13 protein-coding genes are annotated in these 12,791 nt (G+C 70.3%); 9 read left to right on the forward strand and 4 right to left on the reverse strand.

Annotated elements, in window-relative coordinates; genetic code table 11:
• Window positions 1-7: 7 nt before the first annotated feature.
• The 6 genes from AC1DU4_RS01620 to AC1DU4_RS01645 all read left to right on the forward strand — a co-directional run bounded on the left by AC1DU4_RS01620 (window position 8) and on the right by AC1DU4_RS01645 (window position 4,419).
• Window positions 8-979, forward strand: a complete 972-nt coding sequence (locus AC1DU4_RS01620) for an antibiotic biosynthesis monooxygenase (RefSeq protein WP_477837312.1) — start codon at window positions 8-10, stop codon at window positions 977-979.
• Complete coding sequence (locus AC1DU4_RS01625) at window positions 976-2,088, forward strand: XdhC family protein (RefSeq protein ID WP_477837314.1); 1,113 nt, start codon at window positions 976-978, stop codon at window positions 2,086-2,088. The genes AC1DU4_RS01620 and AC1DU4_RS01625 overlap by 4 nt, the downstream gene beginning before the upstream one ends.
• The gene (locus AC1DU4_RS01630) at window positions 2,085-2,636 is read left to right on the forward strand and encodes a nucleotidyltransferase family protein (protein ID WP_477837316.1); all 552 of its coding nucleotides are present in this window, start codon (window positions 2,085-2,087) and stop codon (window positions 2,634-2,636) included. Before AC1DU4_RS01625 ends, AC1DU4_RS01630 begins: the two co-directional genes overlap by 4 nt.
• 161 nt (window positions 2,637-2,797) lie before the next feature.
• Complete coding sequence (locus AC1DU4_RS01635) at window positions 2,798-3,394, forward strand: PepSY domain-containing protein (RefSeq protein ID WP_477837317.1); 597 nt, start codon at window positions 2,798-2,800, stop codon at window positions 3,392-3,394.
• Between the two features lie 34 nt (window positions 3,395-3,428).
• Window positions 3,429-3,875 carry a nuclear transport factor 2 family protein gene (locus AC1DU4_RS01640; protein WP_477837319.1) on the forward strand — a complete coding sequence of 149 codons (447 nt, stop codon included), beginning with the start codon at window positions 3,429-3,431 and terminating at the stop codon, window positions 3,873-3,875.
• Window positions 3,876-3,879: 4 nt separating this feature from the next.
• Complete coding sequence (locus tag AC1DU4_RS01645) at window positions 3,880-4,419, forward strand: hypothetical protein (RefSeq protein ID WP_477837321.1); 540 nt, start codon at window positions 3,880-3,882, stop codon at window positions 4,417-4,419.
• Between the two features lie 50 nt (window positions 4,420-4,469).
• Here the strand turns inward: AC1DU4_RS01645 and AC1DU4_RS01650 are convergent, their stop codons facing one another.
• Window positions 4,470-4,883, reverse strand: a complete 414-nt coding sequence (locus tag AC1DU4_RS01650; RefSeq protein WP_477837322.1) for a VOC family protein — start codon at window positions 4,881-4,883, stop codon at window positions 4,470-4,472.
• A 93-nt stretch (window positions 4,884-4,976) separates the two neighbouring features.
• Between AC1DU4_RS01650 and AC1DU4_RS01655 the strand changes: the two genes are divergently transcribed.
• Entirely contained in the window at window positions 4,977-5,927 is a 951-nt protein-coding gene (locus AC1DU4_RS01655; RefSeq protein ID WP_477837324.1) for a helix-turn-helix transcriptional regulator, read from the forward strand.
• A 68-nt stretch (window positions 5,928-5,995) separates the two neighbouring features.
• Here AC1DU4_RS01655 and AC1DU4_RS01660 read toward each other — a convergent pair whose 3' ends face one another.
• Entirely contained in the window at window positions 5,996-9,175 is a 3,180-nt protein-coding gene (locus AC1DU4_RS01660; RefSeq protein ID WP_477837326.1) for a multicopper oxidase family protein, read from the reverse strand.
• A gap of 168 nt (window positions 9,176-9,343) precedes the next feature.
• Here AC1DU4_RS01660 and AC1DU4_RS01665 point away from each other — a divergent pair, with 168 nt between their 5' ends.
• Together AC1DU4_RS01665 and AC1DU4_RS01670 are read left to right on the forward strand one after the other, a co-directional pair.
• Window positions 9,344-9,718 carry a nuclear transport factor 2 family protein gene (locus AC1DU4_RS01665; RefSeq protein WP_072843116.1) on the forward strand — a complete coding sequence of 125 codons (375 nt, stop codon included), beginning with the start codon at window positions 9,344-9,346 and terminating at the stop codon, window positions 9,716-9,718.
• A gap of 1 nt (window position 9,719) precedes the next feature.
• On the forward strand, window positions 9,720-11,165 hold the full coding sequence (locus AC1DU4_RS01670; RefSeq protein ID WP_477837328.1) for a threonine/serine exporter family protein: 1,446 nt from the start codon (window positions 9,720-9,722) through the stop codon (window positions 11,163-11,165).
• On the opposite strand, the gene AC1DU4_RS01675 is transcribed toward AC1DU4_RS01670, so the two are convergent.
• Complete coding sequence (locus tag AC1DU4_RS01675; protein WP_072843117.1) at window positions 11,166-11,399, reverse strand: MbtH family protein; 234 nt, start codon at window positions 11,397-11,399, stop codon at window positions 11,166-11,168.
• On the reverse strand, window positions 11,396-12,760 hold the full coding sequence (locus tag AC1DU4_RS01680; RefSeq protein WP_477837330.1) for a lysine N(6)-hydroxylase/L-ornithine N(5)-oxygenase family protein: 1,365 nt from the start codon (window positions 12,758-12,760) through the stop codon (window positions 11,396-11,398). The genes AC1DU4_RS01675 and AC1DU4_RS01680 overlap by 4 nt, the downstream gene beginning before the upstream one ends.
• Window positions 12,761-12,791: the final 31 nt, after the last annotated feature.

A 12,791-nucleotide genomic window follows, 5' to 3' on the forward strand; every position in this document is an offset into this window, starting at 1 on the left:
GAGCGCGATGACGGCCGAGGAACGCGTCCGCGACACCGCAACGGTGATCATCGGGCAGCGGGTGCGACCCGGCTTCGAGTCGGAGTTCAAGGCCTGGCAGGAGGAGATCAACGTCGCCGCGTCGCACTACGCCGGCTTCCTCGGCGCCCAGATCGCCGCGCCCACCGCCGTGCAACCCGACTGGGTGGTGGTCTACCGCTTCGACTCCGTCGCCAACGTGCAGGCCTGGATCAACAGCGCCACCCGCCAGGCCTGGCTCGACCGGGGGCAGCAGTACCTCGACGGCCCCGCGACGCAGCAGGTGATCACCGGCGGATCCCGGCCGACGGATCAACTGGTGACGGTCGTCGTGACCCACCGCGTGGCGCCCGACAACATCGACGCCTTCCTCGAGTGGCAGAACCGGATGCGGCTGGCGGAGTGCAAGTTCGAGGGCTTTCGCGGCAGCGAACTGTTCCGCCCCATCGAGGGGATCCAGGACGAGTGGACCGCGCTCTACCGCTACGACAACGCCTCGAACCTCTTCACGTGGCTCACCTCGGACAAGCGGCAGCAGCTCCTGACCGAGGGCGAGCGGTTCCACGAGTTCTCCTCCCGCACGGTCGACAACTCCTTCGGCAGTTGGTTCGCGTTCGACGAGAAGGGAAACGAGGCGCCGCCGCCGTCGGACACCAAGACGTCCGTCGCCGTCTGGGTGGGCCTCTACCCCACCGTCGTGCTGCTCACCCTCGCGCTGTCGCCGCTGAAGATGCCGCTCTGGCTCGGGCTGCTCGTCGGAAACCTGTTGTCCAGCTTCGCCATGACCTTCGTGACGATGCCGTACTACGTGAACCGACTGCTGAGGCGCTGGCTGCGACCGCCCCCGGACGTGCCGGAGGCGAGGACGAACCTCCGCGGGATCGCGATCGTCGCGGCGGCCACCACGTTCTGGGTGATCGTCTTCTACCTGGTGACCAGGCAGTTCTGGACGCTGCCGTGACGACCCGGGAGATCCTGCAGCAGGTCGCCGCCTGGCAGGCGGCCGGAACCGACTGCGCCCTCGCGACAATCGCCTGCGCGGAGGGGTCGACCCCACGCCCAGTCGGCACCGTCATGGCGGTCTCGCGGGGCGGTGTGGTGGCCGGGAGCATCTCCGTCGGCTGCGTCGAGAGCGACCTCTTCCACACCGCCGTCGAGGTGATGGACACCGGGCGGCCCGTCGTCCGCCGGTACGCCGTCGGCGACGACGAGTTCGGCGGGGCGGACCTGATGTGCGGCGGATCGATGGCGGTGCTGGTGCAACCGGCCGGGCCCGGTGCACTCCCGGGTCTCGCGCTGGCGGCCGACGCGGTCGCGGCAGGGCGCCCCGTCGCATTCGGGACGATCGTCTCCCGCGGCCCCCGCCTGGGCGGGACGGTCGCCGTCACCGCCGACTCCTGCGCCGGGTCCTGCGGCGATCCGCTCCTGGACGCCGCGGTGGTGGCCCGGGCCAGGACCCACCTCGACGCCGGCACCCCCACCACCGTGCGCCTGGGCGAGAACGGCGAGTGTACGGAAACCGGCCTGGTCGTGCTGATCTCGTCGGTCACCCCGCCGCCGCGGATGCTGGTGTTCGGGGCCATGGAGTTCGCACACGCGCTCACCCGGGCCGCGAAGACGCTCGGCTACTCGGTGACCCTGTGCGACGCCCGCCCGGTGTTCGCGACCAGGGAGCGGTTCCCGGACGCCGACGAGGTGGTGGTCATGTGGCCACACCAGTACCTCGGGCAGGCGACGATCAGCCCCTCGACGGCGATCTGCGTCCTCACCCACGACCCGAGGTTCGACGTGCCGGTTCTGACGGTCGCGCTGCGGTCCGGTGCCGGCTACGTGGGCGCGATGGGCAGTCGCCGCAGCCATCTCGACCGGGTGGACCGACTCCGCGCGGCCGGTGTCACCGACGCCGAACTTGCCCGCCTGTCCGCACCGATCGGCCTCGACCTGGGCGCCCAGACCCCGGAAGAGACCGCCGTCTCCATCCTCGCGGAGATCATCGCACTGCGCCGGGGCGGCTCCGGGCGCCGGCTCGGCGGGCTGACCGGCCCGATTCATGGCCGGAGCGCGTCGTGAGCGAGGTGCTGGGCCTCCTCCTCGCCGCGGGCGCAGGCAGGCGGTACGGGTCACCCAAAGTCCTGGCACGCCAGGGACTCTGGCTTCAGCTTGCCGTCGACGCGCTTCGCGGCGGCGGCTGCGAACGGGTCCTGGTGGCGCTCGGCGCCGCCGATGTGCCGCTGCCCGAAGGCGCCGAGGCTGTGCACGCGAGGCGCTGGGCCGACGGGATGGGCGAGTCACTGCGCGCCGGGCTGACCGCAGCCGCCGGGGATCCCGACGCGCGGTTCGTGGCCGTACACCTGGTCGACCTGCCGGACGTCGACGGTCGCGTCGTGGCGCGGGTGATCCGGGCCGCGGAGCGGGCGCCGAGCGGGCTCGCCCGAGCATTCTTCGGCGACCGCCCCGGCCATCCCGTAGTCGCGGCCCGGCCGCACTGGGCGCCGTTGCGCGACAGCGCCACCGGCGACGAGGGGGGCCGGGAGTACCTCCGGCGCCAGGGCGAACTGCTCGTCCGGGTGCGGTGCGATGACCTCGCCTCGGGGAGGGATCAGGACACGCCCCGCTGAGCCGCTGCCCACCGATTCGCCCCGCCGTGCCGAACCGGCGCACACCCTTGCGCATCCCGCGTTGGTTTACGAATTCTTCTGGTGGACAATGACTTCGATGCCGCGGTGCTGCCGTACGCTGTTCGGCAGGGCCATGCCATCGATCGAATCGAGGACTCATCATGACCACCAGAATTGCGAAATGTGCGCGCCTGCTCCCCATCGCCGCGGCCTCGGCACTGATGCTGGCGGGATGCGGATCGGATGACGACGACACTCCCCCTGCCCCGACCAGCACCGCCGTGGCGTCCATGTCCATGCCCCCGGGCACCGGCACCGGCACGGCGGCGATGCCGGCGGTCGGCAAGGAACAGGCCGAACAGGCCGCCGTCGCCACCGTCCCCGGCGGCACACTCGTCTCGTCCCAGCTCGAACAGGATGACGGGAGAACGGTGTGGCACGTCCACGTCCGCAACACCGACGGCTGGGACTACGACGTGGACGTCGATGCGGCCAGCGGCGCCGTCGTACCGGACGACGACGATCGGAACAACGAGGGCTCGCCGCCTCCTGCCACGCCGAACGCCGGCGTGACGGTCACCAAGGAACAGGCCGAACAGACCGCCGTCGCCACCGTCCCCGGCGGCACCGTCGCCCAGTCCAACCTCGAACAGGAAGACGGAAAGACGGTGTGGCACGTACACATCCGCAACGCACAGGGCTGGGACTACGACGTGGACGTCGATGCCGCCAGCGGTGCCGTGGTGCCCGACAACTGAGTGGCACTGCCCGACGCGAGGGACGGAGCACTCCATGGACGACGACCTGATCGCGGGCGCCGGGGCGGAACTCGTCGCGATCTGCGACGACTGGTACGAAGCGATCGTCTCCAACGATGCCGAACGGATTGCCGCCTTCATGGCGGACGACTGGGTGATCGTCTCCGAGTCGGGGATCTCACCGAAGTCGCAGTTCCTGGGATTCGTCAGATCGGGCGAGTTGACCCACTCCGCCATGGACCGGGCCGGCGGGGCGAGGGTCCGGGTCTACGGTGACACCGCGGTGTTCACGGCGCGGGTGACGAACACCGCGCACTACGGGGGCCAACGCTTCGACGCCGACGAATGGACGTCGGACATGTTCGTCCGACGCGACGACCGTTGGCTGTGCGTGCTGACCCACATCACGGCGGCTCGCGTGCCGGCCGAGGGGCGGGCAGTGACGCAGTCCCCCGCGACCTCGACATCTCCCGGAGGCTGACACCATGTGCCGCACAGCAGTTCGTCGTTCGCTCGTCGCGCGGGCCGCGGCATCCGTGGCCGCGCTCGCTCTCCCGCTCTGCGCGGCCGCCGCGGCGACGGCGAACCCGCCGCCGGCGCCGGCGGCGACGACCACGGCGTTCCAGGTCCCGGTGCGGTTCCTCGTGGGATGCGTGGGCAGTACGTTCCCGTGCTGGAACCTGCCGCCGCTGACGACCGTGTCGCCGTCCGCAACGCCGGGTGCACCCGGCGTGGTGACCTTCGCGACGGAGCGTGCCCCGGACTGGACCTACTGCTTCGACATGGCGGTGAACTGGCGGAACCTGACCACCGGCGCCGCCGGCACCACCATGCTCCGGTTGGTGGAGCGGGACTACACCCGGGACCCCGCACCGGACGACTTCTGCCGATACGCCCCCGCGACGGCGGTCACCGGCAGCGGCACGGTCGCCGCGATCGCCGCCGTCGACACGGTCGTCCCCTACGGCATGTGGGGGTACAAGATTCTGGTCAATCCGGGGCTCGGCACTTTTCAGGTCCCCTAGTACCGCCGACGGACATCGGCCAGACCTCCTTCTCGGACCGTGATTTCACCTCACGCCTCCCTCGCGCCGAGGATGTCGAGGTAGTGCTGGTTGTACATCACCCCGAGGATGTTGCCGAACGGGTCGACGACGGAGGCGGTGACGAATCCCGGTCCGCGTTCGACCGGCTTGTCGTGGACGGTGGCGCCGAGCGACAGCAGCCGCTCGAAGCTCGCGTTGACGTCGTCCACGTGCCAGTAGGTCACCTGGCCGGCGGCCTGCTCCGATCGGGCGTGCGGCGCGAACCGGGCGTCGACGATGCCGAGCTCGTGCTGGAAGTCGCCGATGCGGAACTCGACGTACGCGGTGTGCCCGTCGATCTCGCGGGCGAAGTACGGCTCGATGCCGAGCACCTCGGTGTACCAGTCCTTGGCAGCCGCGACATCGTCGGCGAAGAAGCTGACGGTCGTGAGTCCTCGCAACATCGGTGGTTCCTTCCCTCGTTCGGTTGGTGACAGGAACCATCTTTCCGACCAAAGTGCTCACCAACTGAGCACTTTTAAGGGGAACCTGAAAACATGCGCGCAGACCGACTCGTCGCCACCCTCCTGCTCATGCAGTCCCGCGGCCGGGTGACGGCCGCCGAGCTGGCCGACGAGCTCGAGGTGTCCGTGGCCACCGCGCGCCGCGACCTGGAGGCGCTGTCCACCGCCGGCATCCCGGTGTACCCGCAGCCCGGTCGCGGTGGCGGCTGGGCGCTCGTCGGCGGCGCCCGCACCGACCTGTCCGGCCTGTCGTCCAACGAGGCGCAGGCCCTGTTCCTGCTCGTCGGCCCTGCCGCGGCGGTGTCAGGCGAGGCCAAGGCAGCACTGCGCAAGCTCGTACGTGCTCTGCCCCAGACGTTTCGGGCCGAGGCCGAGGCCGCCGCAGGCGCCACCATGATCGACCCGACCCGATGGGGCGAGCGGGATCGCCGCCGACCCGAGATGGTGGACCAACTGCAGTCCGCCGTGGTCCGCCGGCGCAGGGTCCGTCTGGTCTACGTCAGCGGCGCCCGGGAACGCAGCGAACGGCTCGTCGAGCCATGGGGTCTGGTCGACAAGGACGACACCTGGTACCTGATCGCCGGGACCGACCGCGGCCGGCGCACCTTCCGGGTGGACCGCATCGCCGAGGCCGAGACCACCGACCAGCCCGCCGACCGCCCCGACGACTTCGAGCTGGCTGCCGCCTGGGAGGAGGTCACCGGGAAGATGGAGGAGCGGCGCTCGGCCACCTGGGCGACCGTGCTGATCGAACCGAGGTTCGTGCCGATCCTGCGCGACCACTTCGGCCGCCACTGCCACCACGACGGCGAGGCCGACGACGGCCGCGCCCGGATCCGCCTGGCCGCGCCCACCGCCCTGGACATCGCCCGCAACCTCGCCGGCTGGGGAGCTGCCGTCGAGGTGCTCGAACCGGAGTCGGTGCGCAGCGAGCTGGCACGGATCGGCGCGGATCTTGCCGGTCTGTACGCCGGCGGGCGGTGACTCGGAAAGGCCGTCGCCGAGTCACACCGAAGCGCGACGACTGCCGCAAAGGCCTACAGCCCTCGAAACTATCTGCCGCCCAACGGAACCGAACCCGACACTCCCGGCAGCGCGGGCAGCGCACCCACCACCGTCGGCACCACTGTGCCCGCCTGCGGGTCCGCCCGGCCGAGCGCAATCTTGCGCACCTCGGCGCCGACCGCACCCATGCCGCTGACCAGCAGGTCCGCGCCGGCGGTGGTGCTGGTGGCCGCCACCCGTACGCCGCCGCCCGCGAACGGCTCGAACGACGCGATCTGCCGGAAATCCACTGCGCCCGAGTGGCGGTCCGGGCTCTCGGTGTACACCCCCGGCTCGCCGTCGAGGCGCGACCCGCTCGACCACGCCCGCACCGTGCCCGACCCGCCGGCCATGCCGGTGACGATGCTCTTCGCGCCGCCCTCGGCGCCGGCCACCCAGCCCGTTGCGAGCGAGACACCCCCGGTGTACCCCTCGCCGAAGGCCAGGAACTCCGACGTCATCGTCGGCTCGCCCGGGCTGACGCCGACGGCGCCGTGCCCGCCGTGTGAGCCGTGCCCGCCCCTCGCCGACGCGGCGGCGGTCGGTTGGAACAGGTCGTAGCGGAACGTCTTCACCCACGGCGCCTCCCCCGGCCCCGGCGCCGTGACGATGCTGGCCCGTCCCGAGGCGGTGTCGACCAGACCGGTGGCGACCGTGACCCCGGCCTCGGATCCCGGGTAGGGCGCGAAGCTCGCGAACACCTCCGGCGCCGTTCCCCCCTCCGCCGGCAGCTTCGAGGAGAAAACCTTAACCAGCGACGGGGCGCCCGGGCCGGTACCCACGATGACGTTGTCGGCCAAGGCGTTTGCGTCGATGTCCGCGCCGGCCACGGTAACCCCGCCACGGAAGTCGGCGTCGAACGGCGCGAACCGCGCCAGCTCGGCGGTGAACGGTCCGACGGCGCGGTCGGCGCCGTCGTAGACCACCACCTCCGGGGCCACGCCCGCACCGGTCCCGGCCACGAGGTCGAGCACCATGTCGCCGTTGACGTCGGCCATCGCCACCGTCGGGGTTCCCTCGAAGGACGGGAACGGCGTCACGGCGGCAATCACCTTGTCGCCGTTGCCGTCGTGCACCCGCACCGTCGCGGGGGTGCCCGGCGACCCCGGCACCGCGACCGCGTACGTGGACACCTCCGGGATCACGCTGACGAGGGCCATCAGCCCGTTGTCCTCGTGGTTGAGGCGGTGGCAGTGGATCACGAAGGTGCCGGTGTACTCGGTGAACTTGGTGCGCAGCGTCACCGAGGCCGGCTCGAGCGCGGCCTCGTTCTCGTCGGTCACCGGCGCGGGCACGTTCACGTTGTCCATTCCCCACGGCTGCACCCCGGTCCTGGTGCCCGCCACCGGGTCCACGACCTCCATCACCTGAAAGTCGTTGACGTGGATGTGCATCGGGTGTTCGTCGTTGTTGAGGTTGGTGATCGTCCACTCCTCCACCGAGTTCAGCCGGGGCTGGATCAGCGGGATGTTCGGGAAGGTGTTGTCGTCGAACTCGTAGGTGAAGGCCTTCGGGTCGCTCTTGCTGGCCTTCTCGTTGCCGAAGCCGCCCGAGACCGTGAGCGTGCGCTTCACGTCCGGTGTCATCACCGAGGTGTCGACGAAAGACGTGTAGGCGTCGAGGTTCTGGCCGGGCTCGAACGCTGTCGTCCGCCCCTGGCCGCTGCCGGGGGTCGCGTGCAGCAGCGTCTGGGTGGGGAAGGTGAAGAAGCCGTCGGCGTAGCTGATCACCGACGGGTCCACGGTCACCGTGCCCAGCACCGCGGGCGGGTTGTCGGTGCCGTTGTTGGTGTAGAGAACGCCCGGGTTGGTGACGGGCTCGGCCCCTTCCAGCGGCGGTATGTCCAGGACGAGGTCACCGGCCTTCGGCATCGTCACCGCGATCGCGAACCTCGACCCGGGCGGGACGACGAGCCGGGTGCCGTCCCCGCCGACCGGCGGCTCCACCCGGGTGAAGGGATTGCCGTCCTGCCCGACGACCGCGAACGTCGGGTGGTTACCGGTGGCCGTCTCGGTGAGACGCAGTGGCAGGTAGGCGAAGTCGCTGATGTTCGCCAGCACCCAGATCTCTGTCTGGCCGGGATCGAGTTTCAGCTCCGGCTGGAACTGTCCGTTCACCGTGTACTGCATGTCGCGCTCGTTCTCGGGCAGCGACGGGTCCGCCGGGACGGTCGTCGAATCACTCGTGAAGGTCTGCAGGTTGCCCGGCACGAACTGGTTCTGCCCACGGTGGTTGGCCGGCGAGAGTGGTCCGCTGTACCAGTTGGTGACGTACCGGGAGCCCTCCGTCGTCTCCGCGAAGTTCACCGGGGCCAGGCTCGGCCGGTAGCTGCCGTCGGCGAGCTGCGAGCCGGTCGGCGGTGTCAGCGTGCTCACGTACTGCGGCCAGTTCGGGTCGTTGAGCTGGTGGCCGCCGCCCTTGCGGTCGAAGACGAAGTTGTACTGCAGCGCCATGTCGCGGATCGGGATGTCGTGCTGCGTGACCAGCGGCAGGTTGCCGTCGGGCCGCCCTATCTCGAGGAGGCCGGCGAGCCCCAGGTAGGTCTGCTGGGCGGTGAGCGTGTGGCGGTGACTGTGGTACCAGTACATGCCGTTCGGCATGTCCGTCGGCACCGCGTAGTCGTAGACGTTGCCCATCCCTGCCGGGATGTCGAGCAGGACGTTGTCCGCGTTGCCGTCGGGGCTCACGTGCAGCCCGTGGGTGTGCAGGTTCAGCGGCGCGGACGCCAGCGTCGGCGGGTAGATCGGCACCTCGCCGCCGGCGGGGGTGAAGGCCGGGTCGTAGAAGTCCTCGATCGTCAGGTCCTGCAGGTCGTTGTCGTAGTGGATGATCAGGCGCTCGCCCGGATCGACCCGCAACGTCGGCGCGGGGTAGATGTCGTCCCCCCTCGTCGAGCCGTCCGACGCCGTGCCCCTGATCACCTCGTACCCGAAGAGCAGGAAGTTCGAGACCGGCGCCGCGGCGGTGTCGAGCGCGACCGTGCCCTGGTGGGCCGACAGTCGCACCTCGAGGACGCCGTCGCTGCTCGACAGCCGGACCGGCTCCCGGTACGCGACCGGGGCGCCGCCGGCGCCGGCGTTGCCGCCCGACCGGGGTGCCGGGCCCGAGGTGCACCCCGCGAGGACCAGCAGCAACGCCGCGAAAAGGCATGCGAGGACGGTGACCGGTCTCCCACGATTCGCGACCATCGCCGCTACTCCGTTCGACGAACACCGCACACGCCGGCGCACGGGCGTCGTCGCCTTCGCAGCATAGATCCCCGACCGGCGGGAGGTCATCCGATCTCGGCCGGAGCCCGACGCGCGAGGGCGGTCCGCAGCCACCCTCAACCGACGGAAACGGCTAGCGTTGCAGGCATGAGCACCTCCGAGATCGCCACGGTCCTTGCGTGGCACGATGCGCTGAACGACTCCGACCTCGACACCCTCCTCGCGCTGTCCAGTGACGACGTGGAGATCGGCGATCCGACGGGCGCCCGCCAGGGGCTGTCCGCGCTGCGCGACTGGGCTTCGACCGCGGGACTCACCCTGAACCCGGGGCGGATGTTCGTCCACGAGGGCGTGGTGGTCGTCGAGGAGGAGGCAACCCTCGCCTCCAATCCCGGCGAGACATCGACCTCGGCGGCCGCCTTCCGCGTGGTTCACGACCAGGTGACGTCGATGTTCCACCACGTAGACCTCGAATCCGCTTTCGCAGCAACCGATCTCAGCGAGCAGGACGCGGTGTCCTGACGTGCGGGCGTTRCGCCCGAGGGACGTGTTCGCCTGGCTGAACCGGCTGATCGGCGAGGAACGGTCGGTGGTCGACGCGCCCACCGCCGCACCCGCGCCGCTGCAGCCGGTCGACCTCACCGACGACGCCCAGGTGGCCGAGGTGCTCGACATCGCGGTGCGCTCGGGCGAGGTGCTGCTGGCGTCGGGCACCTCGGCGATCGACACCACGGCGCAGGTGCAGTTCGTGGCGGCCACCTACGGCCTGGCCCGCTGCGACGTCGACGTCACCTACAACTCGATCCGCATCAGCGCCTATCGCGGCCCGACCATGCCGCCCGCCACCAGCATGCGCATCGTGCACTACCGCTCCCTCGACTTCACCCGCCTGGCCGCGGTCGACGCGCTCACCCGCCGGCTGCGCACCGAGGCGGTGAGCCCCAGCGAGGCGCACGACGCGCTCACCACGATCAACGACGCCCCGCACCCCTACAACCGCTGGACGGCGACCTTCGCCTGGGCCTCGATGGCGGCGTCGGCGTCCGTCCTCCTCGGCGGCGGGGTCCTGGTCGCGATCGTCAGCTTCCTCACCACGATGGTGATCGACCGGGTCAACCGGATGCTCAACGGGATCGGGCTGCCGTTCTTCTACCAGCACGTGGTCGGCGGGCTGATCGCCGCCGCGCCGGCCAGCCTGCTCTACACCTTCCGAGAGCAACTGGGCATCAGCATCCGTCCGTCGCTGGTCATCGCCGCCGGGGTGATCGTGCTGCTGTCGGGGTTGTCCCTGGTGGGGTCGGTCCAGGACGCCATCACCGGCGCCCCGATCACCGCGGTCGCCCGCTTCTTCGAGGTGTTGATGATGACCGGCGGCATCATCGCCGGTGTCGCGCTGTCGCTGCGGATGGCGGCCGCGCTGGGCTCGACGCTGCCGCTGACCACCGCGCCGGAGGCGCCGGCCTTCGCGCAGGCCTCGATCCGGGTGGTCGCCGGCGCCTTCACGTCGCTGTTCTTCGCGGTGGCCTGCTACGCGGAGCGTCGGGCGCTGACGGCGGCCGGTCTCGGCGGCGCCGCGGGGATCCTGGTGTACTCGCTGAGCCAGACCATCGACATCGGGACGGTGGTCGGATCGGCGATCGCGGCGACGGTGGTCGGCTTCGTCGGTGGCCTGATGGCGCGGCGGGCGTTGACACCGCCGCAGGTGATCGCGGTCGCGGGGATCACCCCACTGCTTCCCGGTCTCTCGCTCTACCGGGGCCTGTACTCGTTGCTGAACAACCAGCTGCTGCTGGGGCTGAGCGCTTTGCTCTCCGCCTTCGGAATCGGCGTCGCGCTGGCCGCGGGCGTCACGCTCGGCGAATGGGGAGCCCGGACGCTGCGGCGGCCGCGGATACTCGGCCGGACAGGCTCGCTCCGGCGCCCGACGCTGCGTCCCCGCAGGCCGGGCGGCCAGGAGCGAACTGCCTGACTAGTTGTTGCCGGCCGCCTTGTCCTTCTCCATGGCCTCACGCAGGCTCTTGGGCCGCATGTCGGTCCAGTTCTTCTCGACGTACTCGACGCATGCCTGACGGCTGTCCTCGCCGAACACCACACGCCACCCCTGCGGCACGTCAGAGAAGGTCGGCCACAGCGAATGCTGGTCCTCGTCGTTCACGAGGACGTAGAAACGGCCGTCTTCGTCGTCAAAGGGATTGGTGCTCATCTGGCCTCGCTTGTCGCAAACTCGTTCTTCGAATGATCCACCAGCGTGGAAACCCCGACACTATCAAGATCGAGGCCAGCGGTTCGATTTTGCAGCAGGGAAGTAAGAATTTCTCCCGAACGGACTGCCACGTTGGACAGCAGCGACGCCGTCAGCCCGTGTGTCTTCTCGGTCCCGCCCTGCAAGTAGATGCCGCCGCGCACGTCCGGCGAGGTCACCAGCCGGTAGTCCCGCTCCACCTCGGTCACGGCGCCGTCGGCCGGGGCCAGGTCGCCGATCAGGCTGCTCAGCGGGGTCGGCGTGAAGCCGGTCGCCAGCACCACCGCGTCGCACATCAGGGTGTCGGTGAGGTCGTCGAGGCGGCTGCGGACGCTGACCTCGATGCCGTCGGGCCCGTCCACCACGCTCGAGATCTCCGAGGCCCGTCGCATGAACAGGCGCCGCTGTCCGCGCACCAGTTCCTGGTATTCGGTGGTGTACAGCTCGTTGATCAGCTCGATGTCGACCACCGAGTAGTTGGTGCTCCGATGCAGCTCGAGCACCCGCTCGCGTTCCTGTCGCTCGGCGCCGTGCAGCTCGTCGACGGTGGACGGGTCGAAGATCCGGTTCGCGTACGGGCTGTCGTCCGCCGGGCTGTAGCCGTAGCGGGAGAACACGCTGTGGACCTCGGCCTGCGGGTAGTGCCGGTGCAGGTACTGCACCACCTCGGCGGCGCTCTGGCCGGCGCCGAGCACCACGAAGCGCTGGTGCACCAGCTCCGGGAGTTCCTCGATCCGGAACAGGAACTGGTGGTTGTGGAAGCACCGCGGCGACGGGGTGGCCCAGTCCGGGATCTGCTCCTGCAGCCCGGCGCCGACCGCGAGGTTGCGGGTGCGCACCGTCCGGCCGTCCGCGGTCTCCACCTCGAACTCGTCGACGGCCCCGTCCGCGCCCCGCACGCCGCCAACCCGGGTCACCGTGGCGCCGTAGTGCACGTCGGCGTCCACCCGGTCTGCCGCCCACCGGAGGTAGTCGTTGAACTCGTGCCGGGTCGGGAAGAAGGTCTGGTGGTTGACGAAGTCCACCAACCGGCCCTTGTCGAACAGGTAGGAGAAAAAGCTGAAGGTGCTCGCCGGGTTCCGGAACGTCACCAGGTCCTTGGGGAAGGCGATCTGCATGGTGGCGCCGTCGAGCAGCATGCCGGGGTGCCAGCGGAACGTGTCCTGCCGTTCCAGGAACCGGGCCTCCACCCGCTCGCCGGGGGCGCACGTCGCGTTGTGCTCCTCGATGGCGATGGCGAGCGCCAGGTTGGACGGGCCGAACCCGACGCCGACCAGGTCGAGCGGCCGGGACGGGCCGTCCGCGGCGTGTGTCGGTTCCATGGCTGCCATCCATCCTCGCCGGTACGGCCGG

Source organism: Rhodococcus sp. P4_F5, assembly GCF_056401315.1.

What these genes read in the sequence shown, in the direction of transcription:
- AC1DU4_RS01620 (WP_477837312.1), top strand. Translation starts at nt 8, where the DNA reads ATGACGGCCGAGGAACGCGTCCGCGACACCGCAACGGTGATCATCGGG.
- AC1DU4_RS01635 (WP_477837317.1), top strand. Translation starts at nt 2,798, where the DNA reads ATGACCACCAGAATTGCGAAATGTGCGCGCCTGCTCCCCATCGCCGCG.
- AC1DU4_RS01640 (WP_477837319.1), top strand. Translation starts at nt 3,429, where the DNA reads ATGGACGACGACCTGATCGCGGGCGCCGGGGCGGAACTCGTCGCGATC.
- AC1DU4_RS01645 (WP_477837321.1), top strand. Translation starts at nt 3,880, where the DNA reads ATGTGCCGCACAGCAGTTCGTCGTTCGCTCGTCGCGCGGGCCGCGGCA.
- AC1DU4_RS01650 (WP_477837322.1), bottom strand. Translation starts at nt 4,883, where the DNA reads ATGTTGCGAGGACTCACGACCGTCAGCTTCTTCGCCGACGATGTCGCG.
- AC1DU4_RS01655 (WP_477837324.1), top strand. Translation starts at nt 4,977, where the DNA reads ATGCGCGCAGACCGACTCGTCGCCACCCTCCTGCTCATGCAGTCCCGC.
- AC1DU4_RS01660 (WP_477837326.1), bottom strand. Translation starts at nt 9,175, where the DNA reads ATGGTCGCGAATCGTGGGAGACCGGTCACCGTCCTCGCATGCCTTTTC.
- AC1DU4_RS01665 (WP_072843116.1), top strand. Translation starts at nt 9,344, where the DNA reads ATGAGCACCTCCGAGATCGCCACGGTCCTTGCGTGGCACGATGCGCTG.
- AC1DU4_RS01675 (WP_072843117.1), bottom strand. Translation starts at nt 11,399, where the DNA reads ATGAGCACCAATCCCTTTGACGACGAAGACGGCCGTTTCTACGTCCTC.
- AC1DU4_RS01680 (WP_477837330.1), bottom strand. Translation starts at nt 12,760, where the DNA reads ATGGAACCGACACACGCCGCGGACGGCCCGTCCCGGCCGCTCGACCTG.